Raw genomic sequence first — 17,587 nt, 5'->3', positions numbered from 1 at the left:
CCGCGGGAGGTCGCAGTTGTGGAGAGTGGACAAGCAGTACGTGGCCATCCTCGGTTAGCTGGAGCAGATCGACTGATCGGAGCGCAAGGCCATGAGTGTCGGGTGGAGGCTGCTCGCCGCTTTCCACTTGCCCTGCCGGCACGGCAAGCGGGTTCGTCTCACCTAAGCGGCGGCAGGTCCCCTCGACGCTTGCGCACGGCATCAGCTGGGAGGGACGGCGGGCCGAGTGTCGCGGACACCGCGGAACCTAGGCGGCGAGCATGCCGCTGCGCAGGCGGGTCAGGATCCGGGTGAGCAGGCGGGACACCTGCATCTGCGAGATGCCGATTTCGGCACCGATCTCGGCCTGGGTCATCTCACGGGCGAAACGCATCCGAAGGATCCGCAGGTCGCGCTCGTCGAGTTCGCGCAGAAGTGGCGCGAGGGTGTGGACGTCCTCGAAGAGGACCATCGCCGGATCGATGTCGCCGACCGTGTCCGCAAGCGTCCTGCCCTCGCTAAGGGCGGCCGGGCGGTCGGTGGTGCCGGCGGTCGAGTCCAGGGAGGCGCTGCTGTAGCCGTTTGCGGCCACCAGTCCCTCGATGACTTCATCCTCGGAGAGTTCGAGGTGCTCGGCGAGCTCTTTGACGCTCGGTGCGCGTCCGAGAACCTCGGTGAGGGTCTCCTGGCACTTGGCGAGTTGGACGCGCAGTTCCTGGAGGCGGCGGGGGACGTGCACGGCCCAGGTGGTGTCGCGGAAGTACCGCTTGATCTCGCCGGTGATGTAAGGGAGAGCGAGAGTGGAGAACTCGACCTCGCGGTCGGGGTCGAAGCGGTCGATGGCTTTGATCAGGCCGATCGTGCCGACCTGGATGACGTCGTCGAGCTCAACACCGGCGTTGATGCGGGCCGTGAAGCCGCGGGCGGCGAAGCGGACGAGCGAGATGTTCATCTCGATCAGGGTGTTGCGCGCGTACTGGTAGTCACGCGTCCCCTCTTCCAGCTCCCGCAACCGCACCAGGAACAGGCGCGAAAGCTCCCGCGCGTCCGCGGGAGCTACCTCGCGGGCGTTGTCGATCTGCGGCAGGGGCCCCGTGAGCTGCCCGGTGGCGGCTGCGGGTTCAGCGCGGGTGAAGGCGTCCGGGGCTGTCTCCCGGGCGGGAATGGGGGCTGTGGCGACGTGAGACATGAAAGCGTTCCTCCCATGCACGGATGGCTTGCGCGAACGTGTGCCCGCCCAAGCGGAATCCCAATCAGACGGACTTCACGTCGTGGGCCTGATCCCAGCATCACCGGCCCGCGTGCTTCAAGCGGAGGCCGGACCGAACTGCGGCCCGGCCACGCGGTGCATCCGGGCGTTGTATCAAGTCCTCAGGCGGCTGCGGCGCGCAGCTGGGGCTGGCGCAGTTCTGCGTGGCCGAAGAGGAGGGCGTAGCCGTCGGGGAGCCGACGCAGGCTGGCGAGGAGGTCGGATCCGGCGAGGGAGTGACAGTGGCGAGGACGAGATCGGTATCTCAGCGGGCGGCAGCCGGGCTCACGCCGGTGCGTGCGGCGAGGACTTGCCGGACAATCACTGCCCTGAATGACCTCCCCGACGGCAAACCGAACTGGGCTCTCGCCGATAATGACGCCGCCGCCTCGTCAAGCCCCTGACCGCCACCCGGCCCCACCTGAGACCCCAGGACGCCGAACGAACGCATCGACACCCTGGCCAGGCATACCGGACAACTCCGCCAGGACACCCACGGCCAGCGAAGCACCTGACCCGTATCCGACTACCACGCCGCCGCAGCGGCATGCGCGCGGTCGCGGCGCGCCAGGCTCCGGTAGCCCGGTCCAGCCGCTCCGGCAGGACTCCCGATACTGCCGAGTCCAAAGCCCGTCGATCAACGACTGAACTTGAACTCGTGATGTCGGTCGACTCGTGGTGGCGGCGTCAGGGTCCGAGACGCCGGCTGTTACCGGCTCGGGTTCAGGACGATGGCTGTAGCCAGCGCCGCGCCGCGGCGAGATTCACCTCGACGTCATCGCGCCAAGAGCAGACCTCCAGCCATGAGAGGTAGCCGCCTTGCGCGAAGACGAGGACCTCGCCAGGGCACTCGCCGGTTTCGGTGAACAGCTGTACGTCGGCAGCCACGACGGTGCCGGAGCCCGTTGGCGCGGGCTCCACCGCGTCGGCGTCAAGGTCGAAGTAGGCAGTGCCGCACCCACACTTGCAGCGGGATTGCACTCTGAGTCGGGGCACCTGCCGTCGGAGGGCGGCATGAACAGGCTCGTCCGGGTTCAGGACGAGGTCAAGCGCGTCGGCTACGTCCTCGGGCAGACTTTCAGTCATGCCGCCACCGTAGCTGACCAACAGGTTTGGGCTTCGACCAATTTCGGGTCCGTCGACCCGACGCTCACAGGGCCAGGTCGGTGCCAACGGGGCGGCCGTCGGTGACCTCCGGCCGGTACTGCAGCATCTTCAGTCTGCGCTTCACGGCTCGGGTGACCTGGCCGAGGTCGACCGCAGCAAGGTTGCCGATGTCACGCTTGACCAGCGACCAGACGCCCTCGGTCGGATGAGGTCCGGGGCATAAGGTGGGCAGCTGGAACACGGTGAGCCACTCGGCGTTCGCATCGATGAACTCGCGCATGCCAGCCGTCAGGTGCAGGCGGATTTTGTCGCAGGCCAGCACGGGTCCGTCGAGCTGGATGCGTGCGCGGACGATCAGGTCGCGGAAGCCGCGCCAGCCGAAGCCCTTCGGCTCGTCCTTGCGGCCTCGATACTGGCGGATCGCGTAGATCAGCCGGGACCGCTGGCCCGGCTTGTAGCAGGCCATACCCGCCATCGACACGCGCCCCGGCCCCTCACCCTCACGGCCGGGGTCTGGCCGATCCGGCCCCAGGTCCTGGCGCACGGCGGAGTCATCAACTGCCCGGCCTCATCCTCGAAGACGATCCAGGCCCCGCGCTCCGCCGCGGTGCTCTTACCCGCGGCCAGGTCTCCTTCTCCCACATCTCGACCGCGTCGTCATCGCGCTCGATCGCAAACCTGGCGGGCTGCTGCCAGCGTGACCTTGAGCCGCTTACCTGCTGAGGGCCGGTGTGGGGGGCAGGTTCACCGCGAGCTCACGGGTACGAAGCCGGGACCAGCTCGCCGGTCAGGGGCGCCATGCTGCCGCGGCTGGCCACGGTAGGGCGCCCATTCGGGGGTCATAGACTGCGCCGGCGTGGGCAGCAGCACGGGGCGGGGCATCCATGATGCCTGTCCCCCCGCACCGCTGTTTCGCGCTGGTGTGGCCGTACGAAGTGAAGGGCGCTCACGTGTCACAGGTAGAAGAGTCCATCGAGGTCGACGTTCCCGTCCGCACCGCCTACAACCAATGGACGCAGTTCGAAACGTTCCCGCAGTTCATGGACGGGGTGGAGAAGATCACCCAGGTCAACGACACCCTGACCCACTGGAAGGCCAAGGTGGGCGGTGTTGAGCGGGAGTTCGACGCCAAGATCACCGAGCAGATCCCCGACGAGCGCGTCGCCTGGACCACCGTCGGCGGTGAGACCCGGCAGGCCGGTGTCGTCACCTTCCACCGCCTGGCCGAGAACAAGACCAAGGTCATGCTCCAGCTCGACTACGACCCCGAGGGCTTCGCCGAGAACCTCGGTGACAAGCTCGGCTTCGTCAAGCGGCAGGTCACCGGCGACCTTAAGAACTTCAAGAAGTACATGGAGTCCCGCGGGGCGGAATCCGGTTCCTGGCGCGGCGAAGTCTGACCCCGGCAGGCGTACTCTCCCCCCTCGGACATCTTGACGCGGGCACTTTGCCGCCGCTGATGCGACGGTGGTCGCCGCATCGGCCAGGGCCCGACCCGAGCCGCACCCTCGGAACGGTCGGGCCCTGCCCGTCGCCCCCTGCCGGAGGCACACCCGGCAGGGGTCAGGTGTGCCCGAGGAGCTCGTCGGCGCGCTCGTACTGGGCCAGAGCTTGCCCAAGGCCGAACCAGGTCGCCGGCCAGGTGGCGATGAAGATGCCCCACCGGTCCGCCCTGTCGATGCCTGCCGGTTCCACCTTCATCGACGTCACCCACGAGGCGACGGACAGACCGATGGTCAGGCAGGCGATGGTGTTCGCGTGCTCGCTTCGCAGGCCCTTGTCGTGCAGCAACTTGACGATCATGGCGCTCCTCGCGGATCGACGGCTGAGCTTCCACCGTCACCCACCCACCGGCCGCCCGCATCCGGGGCATCGGCCTCACTCTCCCGTCCCGGGTATGGACGGCGGTTTTCCATAAGTCGGCGCGAGGGACACCGGACAGCGGTCACATACGGCAAGGCGATACCCGGCGCGCGGGCTACCGTCCGGCTTCTGCCGCCTCGACGGCGGACTTGATGCCCTCCAGCGCCTCCGTGAGCCCGTCGTCGACCTGGGCGCCTTCGACGCGCTCGGTGTGCAGTTCCACCGAGAGGCGGGAGTGCTCCGGGTCGTCGTCGGCGGCGACGTGCAGCCGGCCGCGGTAGTCGTGCGGGCCCGGCGCGCCCCACTCCAGGGACTTGCCTTCCTCCAGCACGCGTATCCACGCCTCGCTCGTGACGTCCTGCTCCGGCTCGCCCGGCGGCTCGACATGGGCGGTGACGGTGACCTTGTCGCCGTCGTGCGGGTTGGCGGAGGTCAGCCTAGGCATGTAGGCGGGGAGGTTCCGTACGTCGGCGAGGTAACCGAACAGCGTGGGCGGGGAAACCGCCACGGTAGTCGAAGTGTCGTAGTCACCCATGGGCATCCCGTTTCCCCGCACCACGCGAAGCAAAACGGACGAACCGTACCGGCGATGCGGCAACCACGACCGGCGGCACCGCACCCAGCCTGGCTCCAGGGGTGTGGCGCGGCCAGGCCGGCAGGAATAGCGGGGCAGCGAAGTCGACCCGTCTGGCGCACTCCCGCGGAGTCCTGTGGCCGGGGCGAGCATGCAGTTCCCGGGCCTGACTGACGGCCCCGCCGCCGGGCGCGGTGGCGGGACCGTCACACGGAGGCCGGCCCAGGATGGACGGGCGGGCGAGCAACGTGTCGTCGCTCTCAACGCCTGCGCAGGCCACAGGTCACGCCGGTTGGGCCGTTCAGGTGCGCACGCGGCTGTTGGGTCCGTCGTGATCAGCGGCGCTTTCGTCGTTGAACCAGTAGTCACCGGCGGCCAGGTAGCGGAAGGAGTGCGTGCTCGCGGCGGGCAGCGCGACCGTGACGGCCCGCTTGCCGTCCTGGCGCGGCTCAAGGGTATGGACACCGGGCTGCCAGTCGTTGAAGTCGCCCACCACACTGACCGGCCCGGGCGGGGTGTCGGCGGGCAGGACGAAGGTGACCTCGGTGCGGTCCTTGCGCGGCTTGCGCTCCAGCATGGGAATCGGCTCCTGACGGCGCGGGTCGGGCGGGTCCGCCCATCTTGCGTACCGGGAGGTCCGCCCGCATTCCGACGCAGCGGGAAGGTACTCACGCACCACCCTCTCGCCACGCTTCGCATCCGAGGTGATGCGATCTGTCATGGTTCGTGTCAGGTTGATGTGCGAGGCACCCCGTACCCCACGCATCGAGGAGTCACCCGTCATGGGCGGTATGAAGGACAAGCGCCAAGAGCCGGGCAAGGGCCGCGAGGAGCAGCAGCGCCCGCAGCGCCCCGGCCAGGACCCGGTCCACCCCGAGCCCCGCACCCCCTCCCGCGGCGGCCAGCGGCCCGAGGAGACGGAGCGGCGCCGAGAGGAAGACCGCCTGCGCGAGGAGCGCGAGCGCGACGACGACTTCTAGAGCGCAAGGCCCACGCACGCAGCGCCCGGCCGGGTCCGTAGTCACCCCGGCCGGGCGCTGTCACGTGCAGACGCCCCGGGCAGACTCGCGTCGGCACCGCACAGTGCGGCCCCCGGGCAGGACAATCCGGGGGCCGCACTCAGCCGACCCGCGCCTCGGGATGCTGAGGGAATACGCGGACAGGATGCCAACGGCCGCGCCCCAAGGCCAGGGGGCACGCCGTAAGGCAATCCGCTCCGCACGTACCCCCTGTCAACGCTTTTGACATGACAGCGGTGGCCGGGGGCATGGTGGAGGAATGAGCAATGACGCGAGGATCAGGCACCTGACAGCGGACGTGGCTCGGTTTTGCGCGGAGAGTGCCGATCTGGCGCCCGGGCAGCGGCTGCGACAGCTCACCCGGCTACGGACCTCCCTGGAGGATGTGACCGGGCAGGCCCTGGACGAAGGAATGAAGGCGGCCAGGAACGAGAACTGGGGGCTCCGGCGCATCGGCGAAGCGGCCGACCTGTCCCACGAGACGGTCCGCCACCGGCTTGCACGGACAAGCCTGCTGGACGGAGCCGCCTGATGACCGCCGAGGAGTTCCGGACCGAGATGTGCGCGACGCACGGCGAAGCGGTGGTCACCGTCACCGGCGAGGTAGACGTGACGACCAGCCCGATCCTTTATGCCGCCCTCGAAGAAGCCATGGTGAGCTGCCCTCATCACCTCGAAGTCGACTTCACCCACGTGACCTTCTGTGACTGCTCCGGGCTCAACACCCTTCTGAGGGCCCGGGCCGCGGCACGGCAGGCCGGAGCCGACTTCGTGTTGGTCCACGTGCACGACCCAACCGTGATTCGGCTGCTCGACCTGACCGACGCCGGGCCCCTCTTCGGACTGGGGCGCGCCGCGGCCTGACCCGCTTAGTCAAACGTGGGGAGAGCTGGCCTGCGGCTGCTCGCCCACGGGGCCGCCTGAGCCGTTGGCCGTAGCCTTCCTTCCGCAGGCCGTACACCGCCACCCCCAGGACCAGGACGCCGACACCGGTGATGACGGCAGTCGCCGACAGCGCGAAGGCGACGGCCGCGCAGCCGGCCGGACCCAGTAGAAGCACCAGCCGGTCGGGGCGGCCCTCTTCACGGGTGACGGTTCACGCCGAGGCGCTGGCGATGGCGTAGCAGGCCAAGGTGCCGAAGGAAGAGAAGCCGATCACCCCGCGGACCTCGGTGGTCGCCGTGAGGGCGGCCACGCGGTCGACCTCGCACGGAGACAGCCGCCACAGCGCCGCGCCGTTCCCGGGTTACTGCCGACCGTCAGGGTTCGGGGAGCCAGTATGGTGCCCAAGTGACTACAGATTCCGCGCTCCAGCGTTCCTTCCGGCTGCTCGTAACGGGAGGAGGGACGGGCGGTCATACCTACCCTGCCCTGACCGCCATTCGCGCTATGCAGGCCCGTCTGGCGGCTGCGGACAGATCGCTGGAGGTGCTGTGGATCGGGACGGCGGATGGCCTGGAGGCACGTGTTGCTCCGGCGGAGGGCATCGCTTTCAGGACGGTCGCCACGGGGAAGATCCGCCGGTCGGCGAATCCGCTGAAGATGCTGTCCGCGGCGAACGTGAAGGACATGGCGCGGGTGCCTCTAGGCGTGGCGCAGGCCCGTTCGATCGTGGCGGAGTTCCAGCCGGACGTGGTCCTGGCCACCGGCGGGTACGTCGCGGTCCCGGCCGGTCTCGCGGCGCGGCTGTGCCGTCGCCCGCTGGTCCTGCATGAGCAGACCGTCCGGCTGGGCCTGGCCAACCGGAAACTCGCGGGATCGGCCACCCGGATCGCGGTGTCCTCCGATTCGTCGCTGCCCCTCCTGCCCGCCGAACTGCGGAGGCTGGCGGTCGTCACCGGCAACCCGGTGCGGCCGGAGGTCCTGTCCGGACAAGCCGACAAGGCTGTGCAAGCGCTGAACCTGGCGGGGTTCGACCGGCGCCTGCCCACGGTCTACGTCACCGGCGGGGCCCAGGGAGCGCAGCAGATCAACGGTGTCGTCCGTGACGTCCTCCCTTGGCTGCTGGGCCACGCGAACGTGATCCACCAGTGCGGGCCGGCGAACACGGAGGAGCTGCGTGCGGCTGCCGCCGGTTTGGATCCGGTACTCGTCGGCCGGTATCACCTGACCGGCTTCCTCGGAGCGGAGCTGCCGGACGTCTTGGCGTTGGCCGACCTGGTGATCTCCCGGAGCGGGGCCGGGACGGTTGCGGAGCTGACGGCGCTGGGCAAGCCCGCGGTGTTCGTGCCGCTGGCCACCTCGGCGGGGAATGAACAAGCGCACAACGCCCGGCATCTGGCTGATGCTGGCGCGGCGCTGGCGCTGCTGGGTGAGGTCACGCCGCAGGCCCTGCAAAATGCGGTGGGCCCGCTCCTGAGTGATCCCGCCTTGCGGGCGGCGATGGTGGAGCGGGCCCGGGCGTATGGGCGGCCGGACGCCGCAGAGCGGCTCGTGGACGTTCTCCTCACCGCGGCGGCCGGCTGAGCGGTCCTGGTCAGTTGCTGGGCAGATGCGCCGCGGCTGCGTGCTCGACGACCTCGGCGAACGCCCTTGCGTCCTTGCCGTACGGGTCGGGGACGTCCCGGTCTGCGAGGTACCGGCGGATCTTCCGGCGGGTTTCCTCATCGGGAGCAAGTTCTTCGAGGGTGTCCAGGACGCTGGTGTCCATGGCGAGGACGGAATCGGCCCAGATCAGCGACTCCGGGGTGACCTGGGCGGCACGGTGGCCGGCCAGGTCGCAGCCCCGTGCCGCCGCGGCGGCGACCATCTGCGGGTGGGCGGGCCCTCCGGCCCACTTGTCGCGCAGACCGGCCGACCGGACCTCTACGTCCGCCCCGCCCTGCTGGGCGAGGACGGCGGCGGCCAGGGGCGAGCAGCAGATGTTGCCGAGGCAGACCGTGCCGAGGCAGACCGTGAGGATGCGGCACGGACGGTTCACCGGGCCGCCCGCGCCTGGCCGAGAGCCGTGTCGAGGGCGGAGACGACCCGGCGAGCTTCAGCGTCCGTCACATGCTGGTGAAACGGCAGCGTCAGGAGCTCCGCACCTGCGGCCTCGGGGACGGGCAGGTCCCGGCGCCAGGCCGCGAAGGCCGGTTGCAGGTGGTTGGGCGGGTAGTGCGCCCCAACGCCGACGCCCTGGCGGCGCAGCGCACGGAAGACGTGGTCGCGGTCGCGGGCGGCGACGAGGACGACACACAGGTGGGGCACAGAGCGGTCCACGTCGACGTCGATGAGGGTCGCGCCATCGATGCCGGCGAGGGCATCGGCGTAGGTCCGCCACAGGGCCTTGCGCTTGTTCTGCGCCTGGTCGAAGTGGGCGAGCTGAGCGAGGCCCACCGCCGCGTTCCGGCGGCCGGGCTCCCGGCCGACATCAACGTCCCTGCACACATGCTTCCGCTCCTGCCGACAGGAGAAGGCCATTTGGAGGCTCACTGAGGTCTACGACCTCAAGACCGAAGAAACCCCACAGTCAGGCGAAAGCCGAGCGCATCGAAAAATTGGGGCGGATGTCCTTCAGCGAGTACGTTGCCGAGTGGCGGACAGGGCAGCGCCATCTGGCCGAGTCTTCGGTCAGGCAACTCGACTCCCTGCTGGAGAACCACCTTCTACCGAACCTCAGAAGCAGGCGTATGAACAGCTTCGACCACAAAGTGGTCGAAGACTTTGTACGCAATATGGAGACTGCCGGCGTCGGCGTGGCCACACAATCGAATGCCTTCGATAAACTTGCTTCCATCCTGCTTGACGCACATCGCATGGGCATCTTCGACGAGAACCCGATCCGAGGCGTCAAACCTCCCCAGTACACGCCGAGTCGTAGCATCATCCCAACTCCAAGCCAGCTTGCGGGGATACCTTCCAGCGGCGACGACTCCTTCCAACTGCTCGTCGGTCTGATCAGTGGCTGCGGGATGCGCAATGGCGAAGCCGCCGCGGACAACATCCGCAACATCGTCGCCGATGATGTCTACCGGGTCACCGAACAGGTCAACCAGACCACCAAGAGGTACGGCCCGCTCAAACACCGAAATCCTGGCGAGTACCGCGACGTCCCCCTTCCTCTGCGCATCAGGGACGCCATCGAGCAGTACACCCACAAGCACGGAAGCACCGACGGCTACCTCCTTCGGCACCCCACGGACACCACCCGCCCGTTCCAGCCGTACCTCCTGCAGAACCAATGGCAGCGGCTCATGCGGCTCGGAGAACTCGGCATTCCCGACGGCGTGGTCATCTGCAGTCTCCGCCACTCCTTCGCCTCGAACTGTCTTAGCCATGGCATCCCCATCACCGACGTTGCCGACTGGATGGGGCACAAGAGCATCGATGTCACGTTCAAGACCTACCGCCACCTCACGCCCGGGACGCTCGGGAAGGCAGCCAGGGTCCTGGACCTGGGGCTGGCCGCCTGAACTCAGCACCTCACGCGGCCGATCGGCTTGCCCTGCTCTGGACCAACCGAGGTCGGGACACGCCAACAGGTCCTGCGAGCGATGCCTCCCCGGTCGTCTCGTGGACCATGACCATCCGCCCAGAGGAGCCGGCTCGATCCTCCCGGGGTTCGTAGACCACGCAAGGACCACAGAAATTGAACTACTGAGGAAGAACCGGCCATCCGCAACCGCTGCGCAGCAGCCCTTCGAGGCATCCCGACATCAGGGCCTACTCAGGTCGTTTGGCCGCGGGGTCCCAATAGTGCGCCAGCATCACTGCCGGCCAGGCCGGGGCGGTAACGGGGCCTCGGGGCCCCATCTGTTCGAAGTAGGGGCCGAGATCGTAGATCGGGGTTCCATTCACAGCGTCGAGGTCGGTGACGTGCAGGTCCCTGCCGTCGACCTTGAGCAGTCGGGGAAACGACGTCGCCATGCGGTTGGGTCGCCGGTGGTTTCGGTGCACGAAGGTGCCGGTGGGCCCCCAGTCCGGGTTGTTCCGTGGACTGCGGGCTCCGAGGTGGAGGTCGGCGTCGGAGCCCAGGTGGAAGCGCCAGGTGACGATCAAGTGGGAGAATTCGTCAAGGCCTTGCAGGGTGTCCAGAGGAAACTCCGGACGCAGGCGGATGATCGATTCGACTCCGCCTTGGTAGTCATCAGCCGGCTTCTCGTGGCCGCCTACGACATGGCCGATGGCCTCCAGCGTGATCGTGTCCTGCACGCAATCCTCCCCTACGAATACCGCCCCGGCCTGGCCCCTGCTCCAGAACGGACCGATTCTGTGATGGCGCGGTCAGCGTACCCGGCCGATCACCGTACGGGCACGGTCGTCCAGCCGCGCCAGCGTCGTACCCCCGCGGCCGCGGTAAGGGGACAGGGAGCGGCGCATCTGGATCACGGTGTCCAGCGCCCTGCCGGACTGGACTCCCTGCATGGCATCCAGGGCTTGGGACCATGTGGCGCAGGCCGATTCGACGGCTCCTCGCTGGATCTGCACCGCACCCAGGAGGCCGAGGGTGACCGCGTGGGTGCGGGCGAAGGGTTGGGCTCGGCGGGTGCGGACACTGCGCTGGAACTCGCGCTCGGCTCCACGGAGGTCTCCGAGGACCTGCAGCGTGCGGGCCGTTTCGTGAGCGAGAGATGCTTCGGAGAAGAAGAAGACCCGGGCGGGCTCGTCGTCCCCGAGCTCAGCGTGGCGCAGGTCGTCCTCGGCCCTCAGCAGGGCGGCGATGGCTTGCTGCTTGTGGCCGGCAGCCGCCAGGCTGCGCGCGTGAACGACCCCGAGGAGGGAGCGTTCACGCGGGCTCGCATCGGTGTATCGGCGCTGAGCGACGGAAATCTCGGCCAGTCGTAGGGCCTGGACAGGGTGCCCGAGGTCGAGGGTCTGGTGTGCCTGGGCCCGGAGGATGTGGCCGGCAAGGGGAGCATCGTCGGCCTCGGCGGACAGCCGTAGGGCCACGTCGAGCCACTTCTGGGCAAGGGCGTGCTCGGAGGAGTCGAAGGCCGTCCAGCCTGCCAGGTATGCCAATTCGCCGGCAGCGGTGAACATCTCCTGTCGCGTGCGCTGGTTGGGGAATCGGGCGCTGAGGTAGCTGGCGACGTCGGTGCGCAGGTATGCCACGAGGGCGGACCGGCCGTCCGCGCCGCCACGGCGCTGTTCGCGCTGGGAGAGCAGCTGTGTCATTTCCCGGAGGGCAGCGACGTCGTCCGGGCCGACCTGCCAGCTGGCGGACGTCCTGCGTGTGTGAGCTGCAGTGGCCGTGTCCTGCCACCAGTGATCGGACGGCAGGAACATGCCCGCGAGGGAGAAGGCTGCGCCCTTGAGGGTGCGGCGGCGCTCCGGGTCCAAGTCGGTCCCCCCGAGATCGACGAGTTGTGCGATTGGGTCAATGTCCCGCAGGGCCGAACCTGCCTGATCATCGGGATCCTTGAGCCCAATGTCGGCGGCAGTGACGACCTGAGGGATTCCTCGGCCGCTCAGTCCTCGCGACAGCGTTTCGCACAAGATACGGGTCGCCGGGCCCGCCGGGTGCGCCCCGCGGACCCACTGGTTGACGTGCGAGGCCGACACCGCCTTCAGTTCCTCCGCACCGGCCTCGACTGCCACTCGCTGCAGATGCCGGGCGGTGGTGGCCTGCGACCAGCCCAGTTGCTGCAGCACGCCCTCCAGCAAGGTGTTGCGCTCACGCGGCACCGGAAGCTCCCGTCCACGAAACGATCTTTACGCGTCTTACGCGGCACCGTGCCGTCCATGGGATACCCACGCCTGGTAAATCACGGTTCGCTGAGCGTAACGGTAGTCCCAAGGACCGTGGCCCTGGCTGCACTTCAGCCATCGGCTTTGTCCACCGGTCCGCAGGAGCGTCCACGACCGCGTAAAGGAAAGAGGTGAAGCGATGAACTCCCACCGGATCACGCGCGGCGACCTGCTTGAGGCACTGGCCTCGCCGACCGCTGTCTCGGCTTGTCTGTCGCTGCCCAGCAGGCCTGAATCCGTTAGGGCAGCCCGGGACTTCGTCGCGGACCAGCTGGCCCGGTGGGGTCATCCGGACCTGGAGGGCTCCGCGACTCTCGTCTGCAGTGAGCTGGTCACCAATGCCGTCACGCATCCCGCGCCGGGCCTCTCAGCGGGCGGATGCTTGGTCGCGCTCACCCTGGTCCCCGGGGAAGCGTTGATCGCCCAAGTCTCGGACCACGATCCTTCACCCCCGGTTCCGCGGATCACCGTTTCCGGCGCTCTGACGGAAGGCGGCCGCGGACTGTCCATCGTCGCGCAGTTGTCTGCCCATTGGAGTGCCTCCCCCAGACCTGATGGGAAGGGCAAAGTCATCAGCGCCTATCTGCTGACCGGGCACGACACCAGCTGTCCGAGCGAGACCGCAGCCGTGGAACCTTGCCTGCCGCTCTGCGCACCGTCCGCCGCCCTACCTGCGCCAGCCCCCTCGGTTCCCGCACTCCCTTCTGAGTACGAACCCGAGTTGCCGATGCTCGACCGTGCCGACCCCCATCCCGTCACCAGGACCCGGCAACCGGGATAACGCCTGGCTCATGGCCTTGTGGCAGCGACTGAGCGGTACCGCGAGGCATCGGCGCGACGAGAGGCAATCGTCCGCCGGGACATAACGAACCTTCATCTCCGCCCAGATCGGCGCCCTCGCCGTTGTCACCCGCCCTCCCCAGGAGAGTCCTGAGCTCGTCTCGGACGGCGAGGGCGTCATTCAGAAGAGAGATCTTGACGATGTGCAAGCAGGACCCGGACTCCTCCGGCACGCCTTGCCTGGATGGCCAGGCCGTCCGTTCGGTCGAGAACACCGGATGCCCCACGCCCGCCGCCGAAGTCGTCGACCCGCAGCGATCAGGCGCCCCGGTCGACGATGACGTCCTCCCCACGGCCGACAAGCCTGCGCCGGCTCCCGGCACCTCGAACATCTCGCGGCCTTGGCCGCCGCGGGTATACGACTTCCTCACGTGGGGATCCGATCACTACGCCGCCGACGCGGAGTTCGGGCGGCAGCTCTTCGAGGCGGCCCCATGGCTGCAGGCCTCGATGTGGATCAACAAAGTCCATCGGACGAAGGCGGCTCTGATCCTTGCCCAGGAGCTGGGCATCACGCAGTTCATCGACCTGGGCTGCGGCTACCCCTCCCACTGGGGCACCACCGGCGGCTCCGGCCTGCAGAGGGGCCGCGAATACATCCCCCCGCACACGTTCGACGTGGTCCGTACTGTCCACGAGAACGCCCGGGTCATGTACGCGGACATCGACGGCTCCGTGTTCGGACACGCGAAAACCACGTTGGACGAACACCCGGGCACGAGGGCGATGCAGGCGGACGCACGGGACATTCCCGCTCTGCTGGCCAGGGACGAGATCATTGAGTTCCTTGACCTCGGCCAACCCCTCGGCGTCATCCTGCACGACGTCCTGCCCTGGCTCACGGACGACGAAGCCGTCCTCACCATGCGGCACCTGCACGAGCTACTTCCCGCCAGCAGCGCCGTCTCCCTCACCCACGCCACCGGTGACGATGACCCCAAGGCCATGGCCGCCCTTGTCCAGCGGTACGCCGAGGCGGGCGTCGGATATCGGCCCCGAACCCTGGCCGAGGTCGCCGATCTGCTCGGGCCGTGGAACGTGCTGGACCCCGGCATCCAGCAGACTGCCCGGTGGCGCGATGGCCAGCCCCCGCACATCCCGCAGCGCCTGCGGACTACCTGGCGTCTCCCGCCGAGCGACTCCCACGCGTACGCAGCCGTGACAGCGCCCAAGATGACGTCCTCCGAGACCGCTACCATCATCGACCTCCTGCGCACGGAGCCCCCTCGCACACCCGGAAATCTCCTGGTCGGTGCCGCGCTGAAGGCGCTCCGGGAGAAGAAGGGCATCTCCACCGACTCCCTCGCCGAGAGCCTGGTCACGACGTCTCGCGCGATCGGATTGTGGGAGGCCGGCAGTCACCAACTGGCTCAGCACGTCAGCCGAATTCTCCGCGGACTCGGCCTAGACGATCACGAGTCACAGCTCCTGCTGGAGCGCTTGCTGCCGACCACGGACCAGCCGTGGGACCGAGAGCACGTCAGCGACACGTACCCCGGGAACATGGATCGAGCGTTCGCGGTACTGCGAGCCTCGACAGGCGTCCGAGCCTACGTCCTCGACAAAATCCCCGACCCCTTCCACACCCCTGCCTATGCCGAGCTGTTCCCGCCCGGCCATCTCATTGAGCTCGAACCTGGTCTCCTGCCGCCCGTTGCCGCTCCACGCGCGGAGGATGCTGACGGCTGCACCTGGGATCTCGTCCTGGACGAAGTGCTCCTCGAACGCGACTTCGGTCATCCCCACATCCTGGCCGAGCAGCTCACCCACCTGCTCTACCTGGATACCCTCCCCCACATCACCGTCCGTGTGCTGCGGCTCGACAGCCCCTTCCCCATGCCGGTCTCCAGCCTCACCGAGCACGTTCTCCACGGCGCGATGCTGTGGCGGTCGGGAGGATTCACCTACAACGGACTCGGCATGGGCACGCGATACCAGCTGATGCTGGACGGTGCCATCCAGCACGCCGCACCGGTTGCCGAGAGCCGGGCCCTGCTCGAAGAAGCCCGCGACCGCATGCACGCCACGGAACAGACGCCGCTGGTCAGGCAGACCATCGCGCCGCACCGTCCCCTGATCGGCCGCACGGCGCACGGAAGCGGGGCTCACGGATGACTGCCCGCTTATCTCCAGGCGCACGCTGGCTGGCACATCAGGCTGGTTACACACGCCCGACCGCTACTCGCCATCCGTGGTCGCAGGGGCCTCTCGCAAGTATCCCGATCGGTATCGACTTCGCGGTAGTGCGGGTGCCGGAGGCTGCCGCATCCCGGGCGGCCGACCATTTGGCCCAGCAAGGCGCACTGGGGCCCGTATTAAGCCTCGGCCACGTCCGCGCGTTCCTCGTGGAGCCGACCCTTCATGACGGTCGCCAGATTCCTGGCGGTGTGCTTCTGACCGGTGCTCTGGAGGAGGTGCTGCGGTGCCCGATGCCCGGGCGACCGGCGAAACTACCCCGCTTCTGGTCGGTTCCCCCGGATGGCTCCGGTGAACTGCTGGACCCGTACCGACTCGCCGAGGCACTGCGCATCACCTGGACGCCCCCTCCGGGACCACTGGCTCAAGCCCCCACGGACGTCGAGGACGAACGGCTCCCGGCTGATGCCGGCGCGGCTCTTGAACACGCCCTCGACCACCTGACGGCCAACGCCCCTTCACCTGTTCCCTTCCCTTCCGTGAGGAATGACATGGCTCTCTTACAGGAAGCGCCGCTGGTCCTGGCGCCGACCGGCCTGGCCGCTGCCGGCGCCGCATCAGCTGCGGCTTGGTATTTCAGGCGGGCTGCCCTCCGAGCCAACCATGCCCTCCAGGAGGGACTGGCCCGGGTCAAGATCCGCGACGAGGAAGTCCTGCACCTCGCCACGCGACGCCTGCCCGCCCTCGCGGCCTCCCCCACCCCTGCCGACCCAACGCAGGCCGGCTCGCTTCTGCACCCGCAACTGGGCGTCACCCCGTTCGGAATGGCCCTGCAGGGATTGGTAAGGCAAACAGCCGCTTTAGTCGGCGATGTTCAACACCGCGCGGAGACCGCAGCGCACGATCAGGTCCAATCCCTCCTGCAACCGCTGGTGGCGATGGTCAACCGCCTGCAGAGCGCGATGGTCCAGGCGCTTGGGCCCACAGCAGACGAAAACGTGCTCGCTCACGCCTTCGTAGTCGACCACATGGGCACCCTGCTCGCCCAGCGGATGGATCTCATCCGCGTCCTGCTCGGCGAAGACGTAACCAGCGAGCACCCCGACCTCCCTCTGACGACCGTGCTGGCCGGAGCACAGTCCCGCGTACGGGAATACCGCCGTATGCAGATCGCCCCCAGCAGGCAGGACTTCGTCCGAGGGCGGGTGGCCAGACCTCTCACCGTCGCCTTGGGTGAGCTCGCGGAGAACGGTGCCCGCCACTCCACCCCGAAGACGCCGGTCGCGGTACAGGTCATGGACGTAGAGGGCGGCCTCTGTGTGGTGATCGACAGCACCGGCCCCATGCTGCGCAAGGACGAATACCAGCGGGCGGCTGCTCTGCTTCCCGGGCAGTCCCGGCCTCGCCTCACTGGGCTCGGCGGACGGCTGGGCTTTGCCGCCGTTGGCGTCCTGGCCCGCCGGCACGGATTCCAGGTGTGGCTGGACCCGAACTGGAGCAGCGGCGTCCGCGCGGTGCTCTACCTCCCCGAGCACCTTCTCGTCCGCCCGCCCGTCGCGGACGAACCACAGCAGCACGGATCCGCCATTGATGGGGCGGGGACCAGTGCCGTTCGGGCAAACGCCGGACAGCGGCTCGCGGAGTTCAGTCGCGCTGTACGCACCGCCGGACAGGCTCCGCCCCAGCCGGGCAAACCGCCGGCGAGGCCACGGACACAGCTTGACGGATGGGCTCCCGCTGGTCGGGAGGTCCGATGAGGACCCTTCGCGGCATAGAGATGACACCGGGTGACCGTTTGCCGACGCTCGCCGCTTCCCGCTACCACCTGCAGGAAGCGGTGGTGCTGGCAGAGCGCGCGGACAAACTGCTGGTGCTGGCGTTCGAGCACATCAGCCCGGATCTGGGTGATTACGGCGGTCAGTTGCATCAGGTCCGGTTGTACGACAGGCCCGGATGGGCCGCCGTAGACCGCGCTCTCTCCACCGGAACCATCTGTGGTGTCGTCGTCGGAGCCGCGGCCCAGCTCGCCCCATCGGCAAAGGAGTTCGCCGCGCTCCGCAGTTATCTGCGCGATCAGGGCCAGACCCGCATTCCTCGCGCCGACGCCCGGCGGGACTGCACGTGAGCACCCGTGCACGGCGAAGCCGCCGC

General features: G+C 68.4%; 19 protein-coding genes and 1 pseudogene. 10 read left to right on the top strand and 10 right to left on the bottom strand.

The features are described 5' to 3' along the window. Positions 1-247 precede the first annotated feature (247 nt). The 3 genes and pseudogenes from IE248_RS34245 to IE248_RS34235 form a co-directional block, all read right to left on the bottom strand. Entirely contained in the window at positions 248-1,168 is a 921-nt protein-coding gene (locus IE248_RS34245) for a SigB/SigF/SigG family RNA polymerase sigma factor (RefSeq protein ID WP_190032742.1), read from the bottom strand. Positions 1,169-1,951: 783 nt separating this feature from the next. Beyond that, on the bottom strand, positions 1,952-2,314 hold the full coding sequence (locus tag IE248_RS34240; RefSeq protein ID WP_190032741.1) for a hypothetical protein: 363 nt from the start codon (positions 2,312-2,314) through the stop codon (positions 1,952-1,954). Positions 2,315-2,378: 64 nt separating this feature from the next. Further along, positions 2,379-3,030: pseudogene (locus IE248_RS34235) on the bottom strand (transposase); the annotation flags it as partial. 255 nt (positions 3,031-3,285) lie between these two features. Between IE248_RS34235 and IE248_RS34230 the strand changes: the two are divergent. Continuing rightward, positions 3,286-3,735, top strand: coding sequence for an SRPBCC family protein (locus IE248_RS34230; RefSeq protein WP_190032740.1), 450 nt, complete (start codon positions 3,286-3,288; stop codon positions 3,733-3,735). Between the two features lie 163 nt (positions 3,736-3,898). Here IE248_RS34230 and IE248_RS34225 read toward each other — a convergent pair whose 3' ends face one another. The 3 genes from IE248_RS34225 to IE248_RS34215 all read right to left on the bottom strand — a co-directional run bounded on the left by IE248_RS34225 (position 3,899) and on the right by IE248_RS34215 (position 5,349). Next, the gene (locus IE248_RS34225) at positions 3,899-4,138 is read right to left on the bottom strand and encodes a hypothetical protein (RefSeq protein WP_190032739.1); all 240 of its coding nucleotides are present in this window, start codon (positions 4,136-4,138) and stop codon (positions 3,899-3,901) included. Positions 4,139-4,313: 175 nt separating this feature from the next. Further along, positions 4,314-4,733, bottom strand: a complete 420-nt coding sequence (locus tag IE248_RS34220) for an SRPBCC family protein (RefSeq protein WP_268254117.1) — start codon at positions 4,731-4,733, stop codon at positions 4,314-4,316. 340 nt (positions 4,734-5,073) lie between these two features. Further along, on the bottom strand, positions 5,074-5,349 hold the full coding sequence (locus IE248_RS34215; RefSeq protein WP_190032737.1) for an isoamylase early set domain-containing protein: 276 nt from the start codon (positions 5,347-5,349) through the stop codon (positions 5,074-5,076). Positions 5,350-5,554: 205 nt separating this feature from the next. Between IE248_RS34215 and IE248_RS34210 the strand changes: the two genes are divergently transcribed. The 4 genes from IE248_RS34210 (at position 5,555) to IE248_RS34195 (ending at position 8,257) form a co-directional block, all read left to right on the top strand. Then, the gene (locus IE248_RS34210; RefSeq protein ID WP_229895734.1) at positions 5,555-5,752 is read left to right on the top strand and encodes a hypothetical protein; all 198 of its coding nucleotides are present in this window, start codon (positions 5,555-5,557) and stop codon (positions 5,750-5,752) included. A gap of 298 nt (positions 5,753-6,050) precedes the next feature. Continuing rightward, complete coding sequence (locus tag IE248_RS34205; RefSeq protein WP_190032735.1) at positions 6,051-6,323, top strand: hypothetical protein; 273 nt, start codon at positions 6,051-6,053, stop codon at positions 6,321-6,323. After that, the gene (locus tag IE248_RS34200; protein ID WP_190032734.1) at positions 6,323-6,655 is read left to right on the top strand and encodes an STAS domain-containing protein; all 333 of its coding nucleotides are present in this window, start codon (positions 6,323-6,325) and stop codon (positions 6,653-6,655) included. The genes IE248_RS34205 and IE248_RS34200 overlap by 1 nt, the downstream gene beginning before the upstream one ends. Positions 6,656-7,081: 426 nt before the next feature. Then, positions 7,082-8,257, top strand: coding sequence for a UDP-N-acetylglucosamine--N-acetylmuramyl-(pentapeptide) pyrophosphoryl-undecaprenol N-acetylglucosamine transferase (locus IE248_RS34195; RefSeq protein ID WP_190032733.1), 1,176 nt, complete (start codon positions 7,082-7,084; stop codon positions 8,255-8,257). A gap of 10 nt (positions 8,258-8,267) precedes the next feature. Here IE248_RS34195 and IE248_RS34190 read toward each other — a convergent pair whose 3' ends face one another. Together IE248_RS34190 and IE248_RS34185 are read right to left on the bottom strand one after the other, a co-directional pair. Then, positions 8,268-8,711, bottom strand: coding sequence for an arsenate reductase/protein-tyrosine-phosphatase family protein (locus tag IE248_RS34190; RefSeq protein WP_229895732.1), 444 nt, complete (start codon positions 8,709-8,711; stop codon positions 8,268-8,270). Then, positions 8,708-9,160, bottom strand: a complete 453-nt coding sequence (locus tag IE248_RS34185) for a DegT/DnrJ/EryC1/StrS family aminotransferase (RefSeq protein WP_229895731.1) — start codon at positions 9,158-9,160, stop codon at positions 8,708-8,710. Before IE248_RS34185 ends, IE248_RS34190 begins: the two co-directional genes overlap by 4 nt. A gap of 119 nt (positions 9,161-9,279) precedes the next feature. Here IE248_RS34185 and IE248_RS34180 point away from each other — a divergent pair, with 119 nt between their 5' ends. Further along, entirely contained in the window at positions 9,280-10,185 is a 906-nt protein-coding gene (locus tag IE248_RS34180) for a tyrosine-type recombinase/integrase (RefSeq protein WP_229895730.1), read from the top strand. 250 nt (positions 10,186-10,435) lie between these two features. Here the strand turns inward: IE248_RS34180 and IE248_RS34175 are convergent, their stop codons facing one another. Further along, positions 10,436-10,924, bottom strand: a complete 489-nt coding sequence (locus IE248_RS34175) for an SAM-dependent methyltransferase (protein ID WP_190032731.1) — start codon at positions 10,922-10,924, stop codon at positions 10,436-10,438. A 72-nt stretch (positions 10,925-10,996) separates the two neighbouring features. Then, complete coding sequence (locus tag IE248_RS34170) at positions 10,997-12,397, bottom strand: NsdA family TPR-like regulatory protein (protein WP_190032730.1); 1,401 nt, start codon at positions 12,395-12,397, stop codon at positions 10,997-10,999. A gap of 202 nt (positions 12,398-12,599) precedes the next feature. Here IE248_RS34170 and IE248_RS38660 point away from each other — a divergent pair, with 202 nt between their 5' ends. From IE248_RS38660 to IE248_RS34150, 4 genes are all read left to right on the top strand, one after another. Continuing rightward, positions 12,600-13,241, top strand: coding sequence for an ATP-binding protein (locus IE248_RS38660; RefSeq protein ID WP_190032729.1), 642 nt, complete (start codon positions 12,600-12,602; stop codon positions 13,239-13,241). 200 nt (positions 13,242-13,441) lie between these two features. Beyond that, positions 13,442-15,415 (top strand): Scr1 family TA system antitoxin-like transcriptional regulator, encoded by a 1,974-nt coding sequence (locus IE248_RS34160; protein ID WP_190032728.1) that lies wholly within the window; start codon positions 13,442-13,444, stop codon positions 15,413-15,415. Positions 15,416-15,987: 572 nt separating this feature from the next. Then, complete coding sequence (locus IE248_RS34155) at positions 15,988-17,193, top strand: ATP-binding protein (protein ID WP_190032727.1); 1,206 nt, start codon at positions 15,988-15,990, stop codon at positions 17,191-17,193. Further along, entirely contained in the window at positions 17,190-17,561 is a 372-nt protein-coding gene (locus IE248_RS34150; RefSeq protein WP_190032726.1) for a hypothetical protein, read from the top strand. Before IE248_RS34155 ends, IE248_RS34150 begins: the two co-directional genes overlap by 4 nt. The last annotated feature ends 26 nt before the right edge of the window (positions 17,562-17,587 follow it).

The organism is Streptomyces goshikiensis, from assembly GCF_014650555.1.
Lineage (GTDB): Bacteria > Actinomycetota > Actinomycetes > Streptomycetales > Streptomycetaceae > Streptomyces > Streptomyces goshikiensis.
This window is presented reverse-complemented; position numbering and strand designations above follow the sequence as displayed.

What these genes read in the sequence shown, in the direction of transcription:
- IE248_RS34220 (WP_268254117.1), bottom strand. Translation starts at nt 4,733, where the DNA reads ATGGGTGACTACGACACTTCGACTACCGTGGCGGTTTCCCCGCCCACG.
- IE248_RS38660 (WP_190032729.1), top strand. Translation starts at nt 12,600, where the DNA reads ATGAACTCCCACCGGATCACGCGCGGCGACCTGCTTGAGGCACTGGCC.
- IE248_RS34225 (WP_190032739.1), bottom strand. Translation starts at nt 4,138, where the DNA reads ATGATCGTCAAGTTGCTGCACGACAAGGGCCTGCGAAGCGAGCACGCG.
- IE248_RS34200 (WP_190032734.1), top strand. Translation starts at nt 6,323, where the DNA reads ATGACCGCCGAGGAGTTCCGGACCGAGATGTGCGCGACGCACGGCGAA.
- IE248_RS34150 (WP_190032726.1), top strand. Translation starts at nt 17,190, where the DNA reads ATGAGGACCCTTCGCGGCATAGAGATGACACCGGGTGACCGTTTGCCG.
- IE248_RS34240 (WP_190032741.1), bottom strand. Translation starts at nt 2,314, where the DNA reads ATGACTGAAAGTCTGCCCGAGGACGTAGCCGACGCGCTTGACCTCGTC.
- IE248_RS34205 (WP_190032735.1), top strand. Translation starts at nt 6,051, where the DNA reads ATGAGCAATGACGCGAGGATCAGGCACCTGACAGCGGACGTGGCTCGG.
- IE248_RS34160 (WP_190032728.1), top strand. Translation starts at nt 13,442, where the DNA reads ATGTGCAAGCAGGACCCGGACTCCTCCGGCACGCCTTGCCTGGATGGC.
- IE248_RS34210 (WP_229895734.1), top strand. Translation starts at nt 5,555, where the DNA reads ATGGGCGGTATGAAGGACAAGCGCCAAGAGCCGGGCAAGGGCCGCGAG.
- IE248_RS34215 (WP_190032737.1), bottom strand. Translation starts at nt 5,349, where the DNA reads ATGCTGGAGCGCAAGCCGCGCAAGGACCGCACCGAGGTCACCTTCGTC.
- IE248_RS34245 (WP_190032742.1), bottom strand. Translation starts at nt 1,168, where the DNA reads ATGTCTCACGTCGCCACAGCCCCCATTCCCGCCCGGGAGACAGCCCCG.
- IE248_RS34155 (WP_190032727.1), top strand. Translation starts at nt 15,988, where the DNA reads ATGGCTCTCTTACAGGAAGCGCCGCTGGTCCTGGCGCCGACCGGCCTG.
- IE248_RS34180 (WP_229895730.1), top strand. Translation starts at nt 9,280, where the DNA reads ATGTCCTTCAGCGAGTACGTTGCCGAGTGGCGGACAGGGCAGCGCCAT.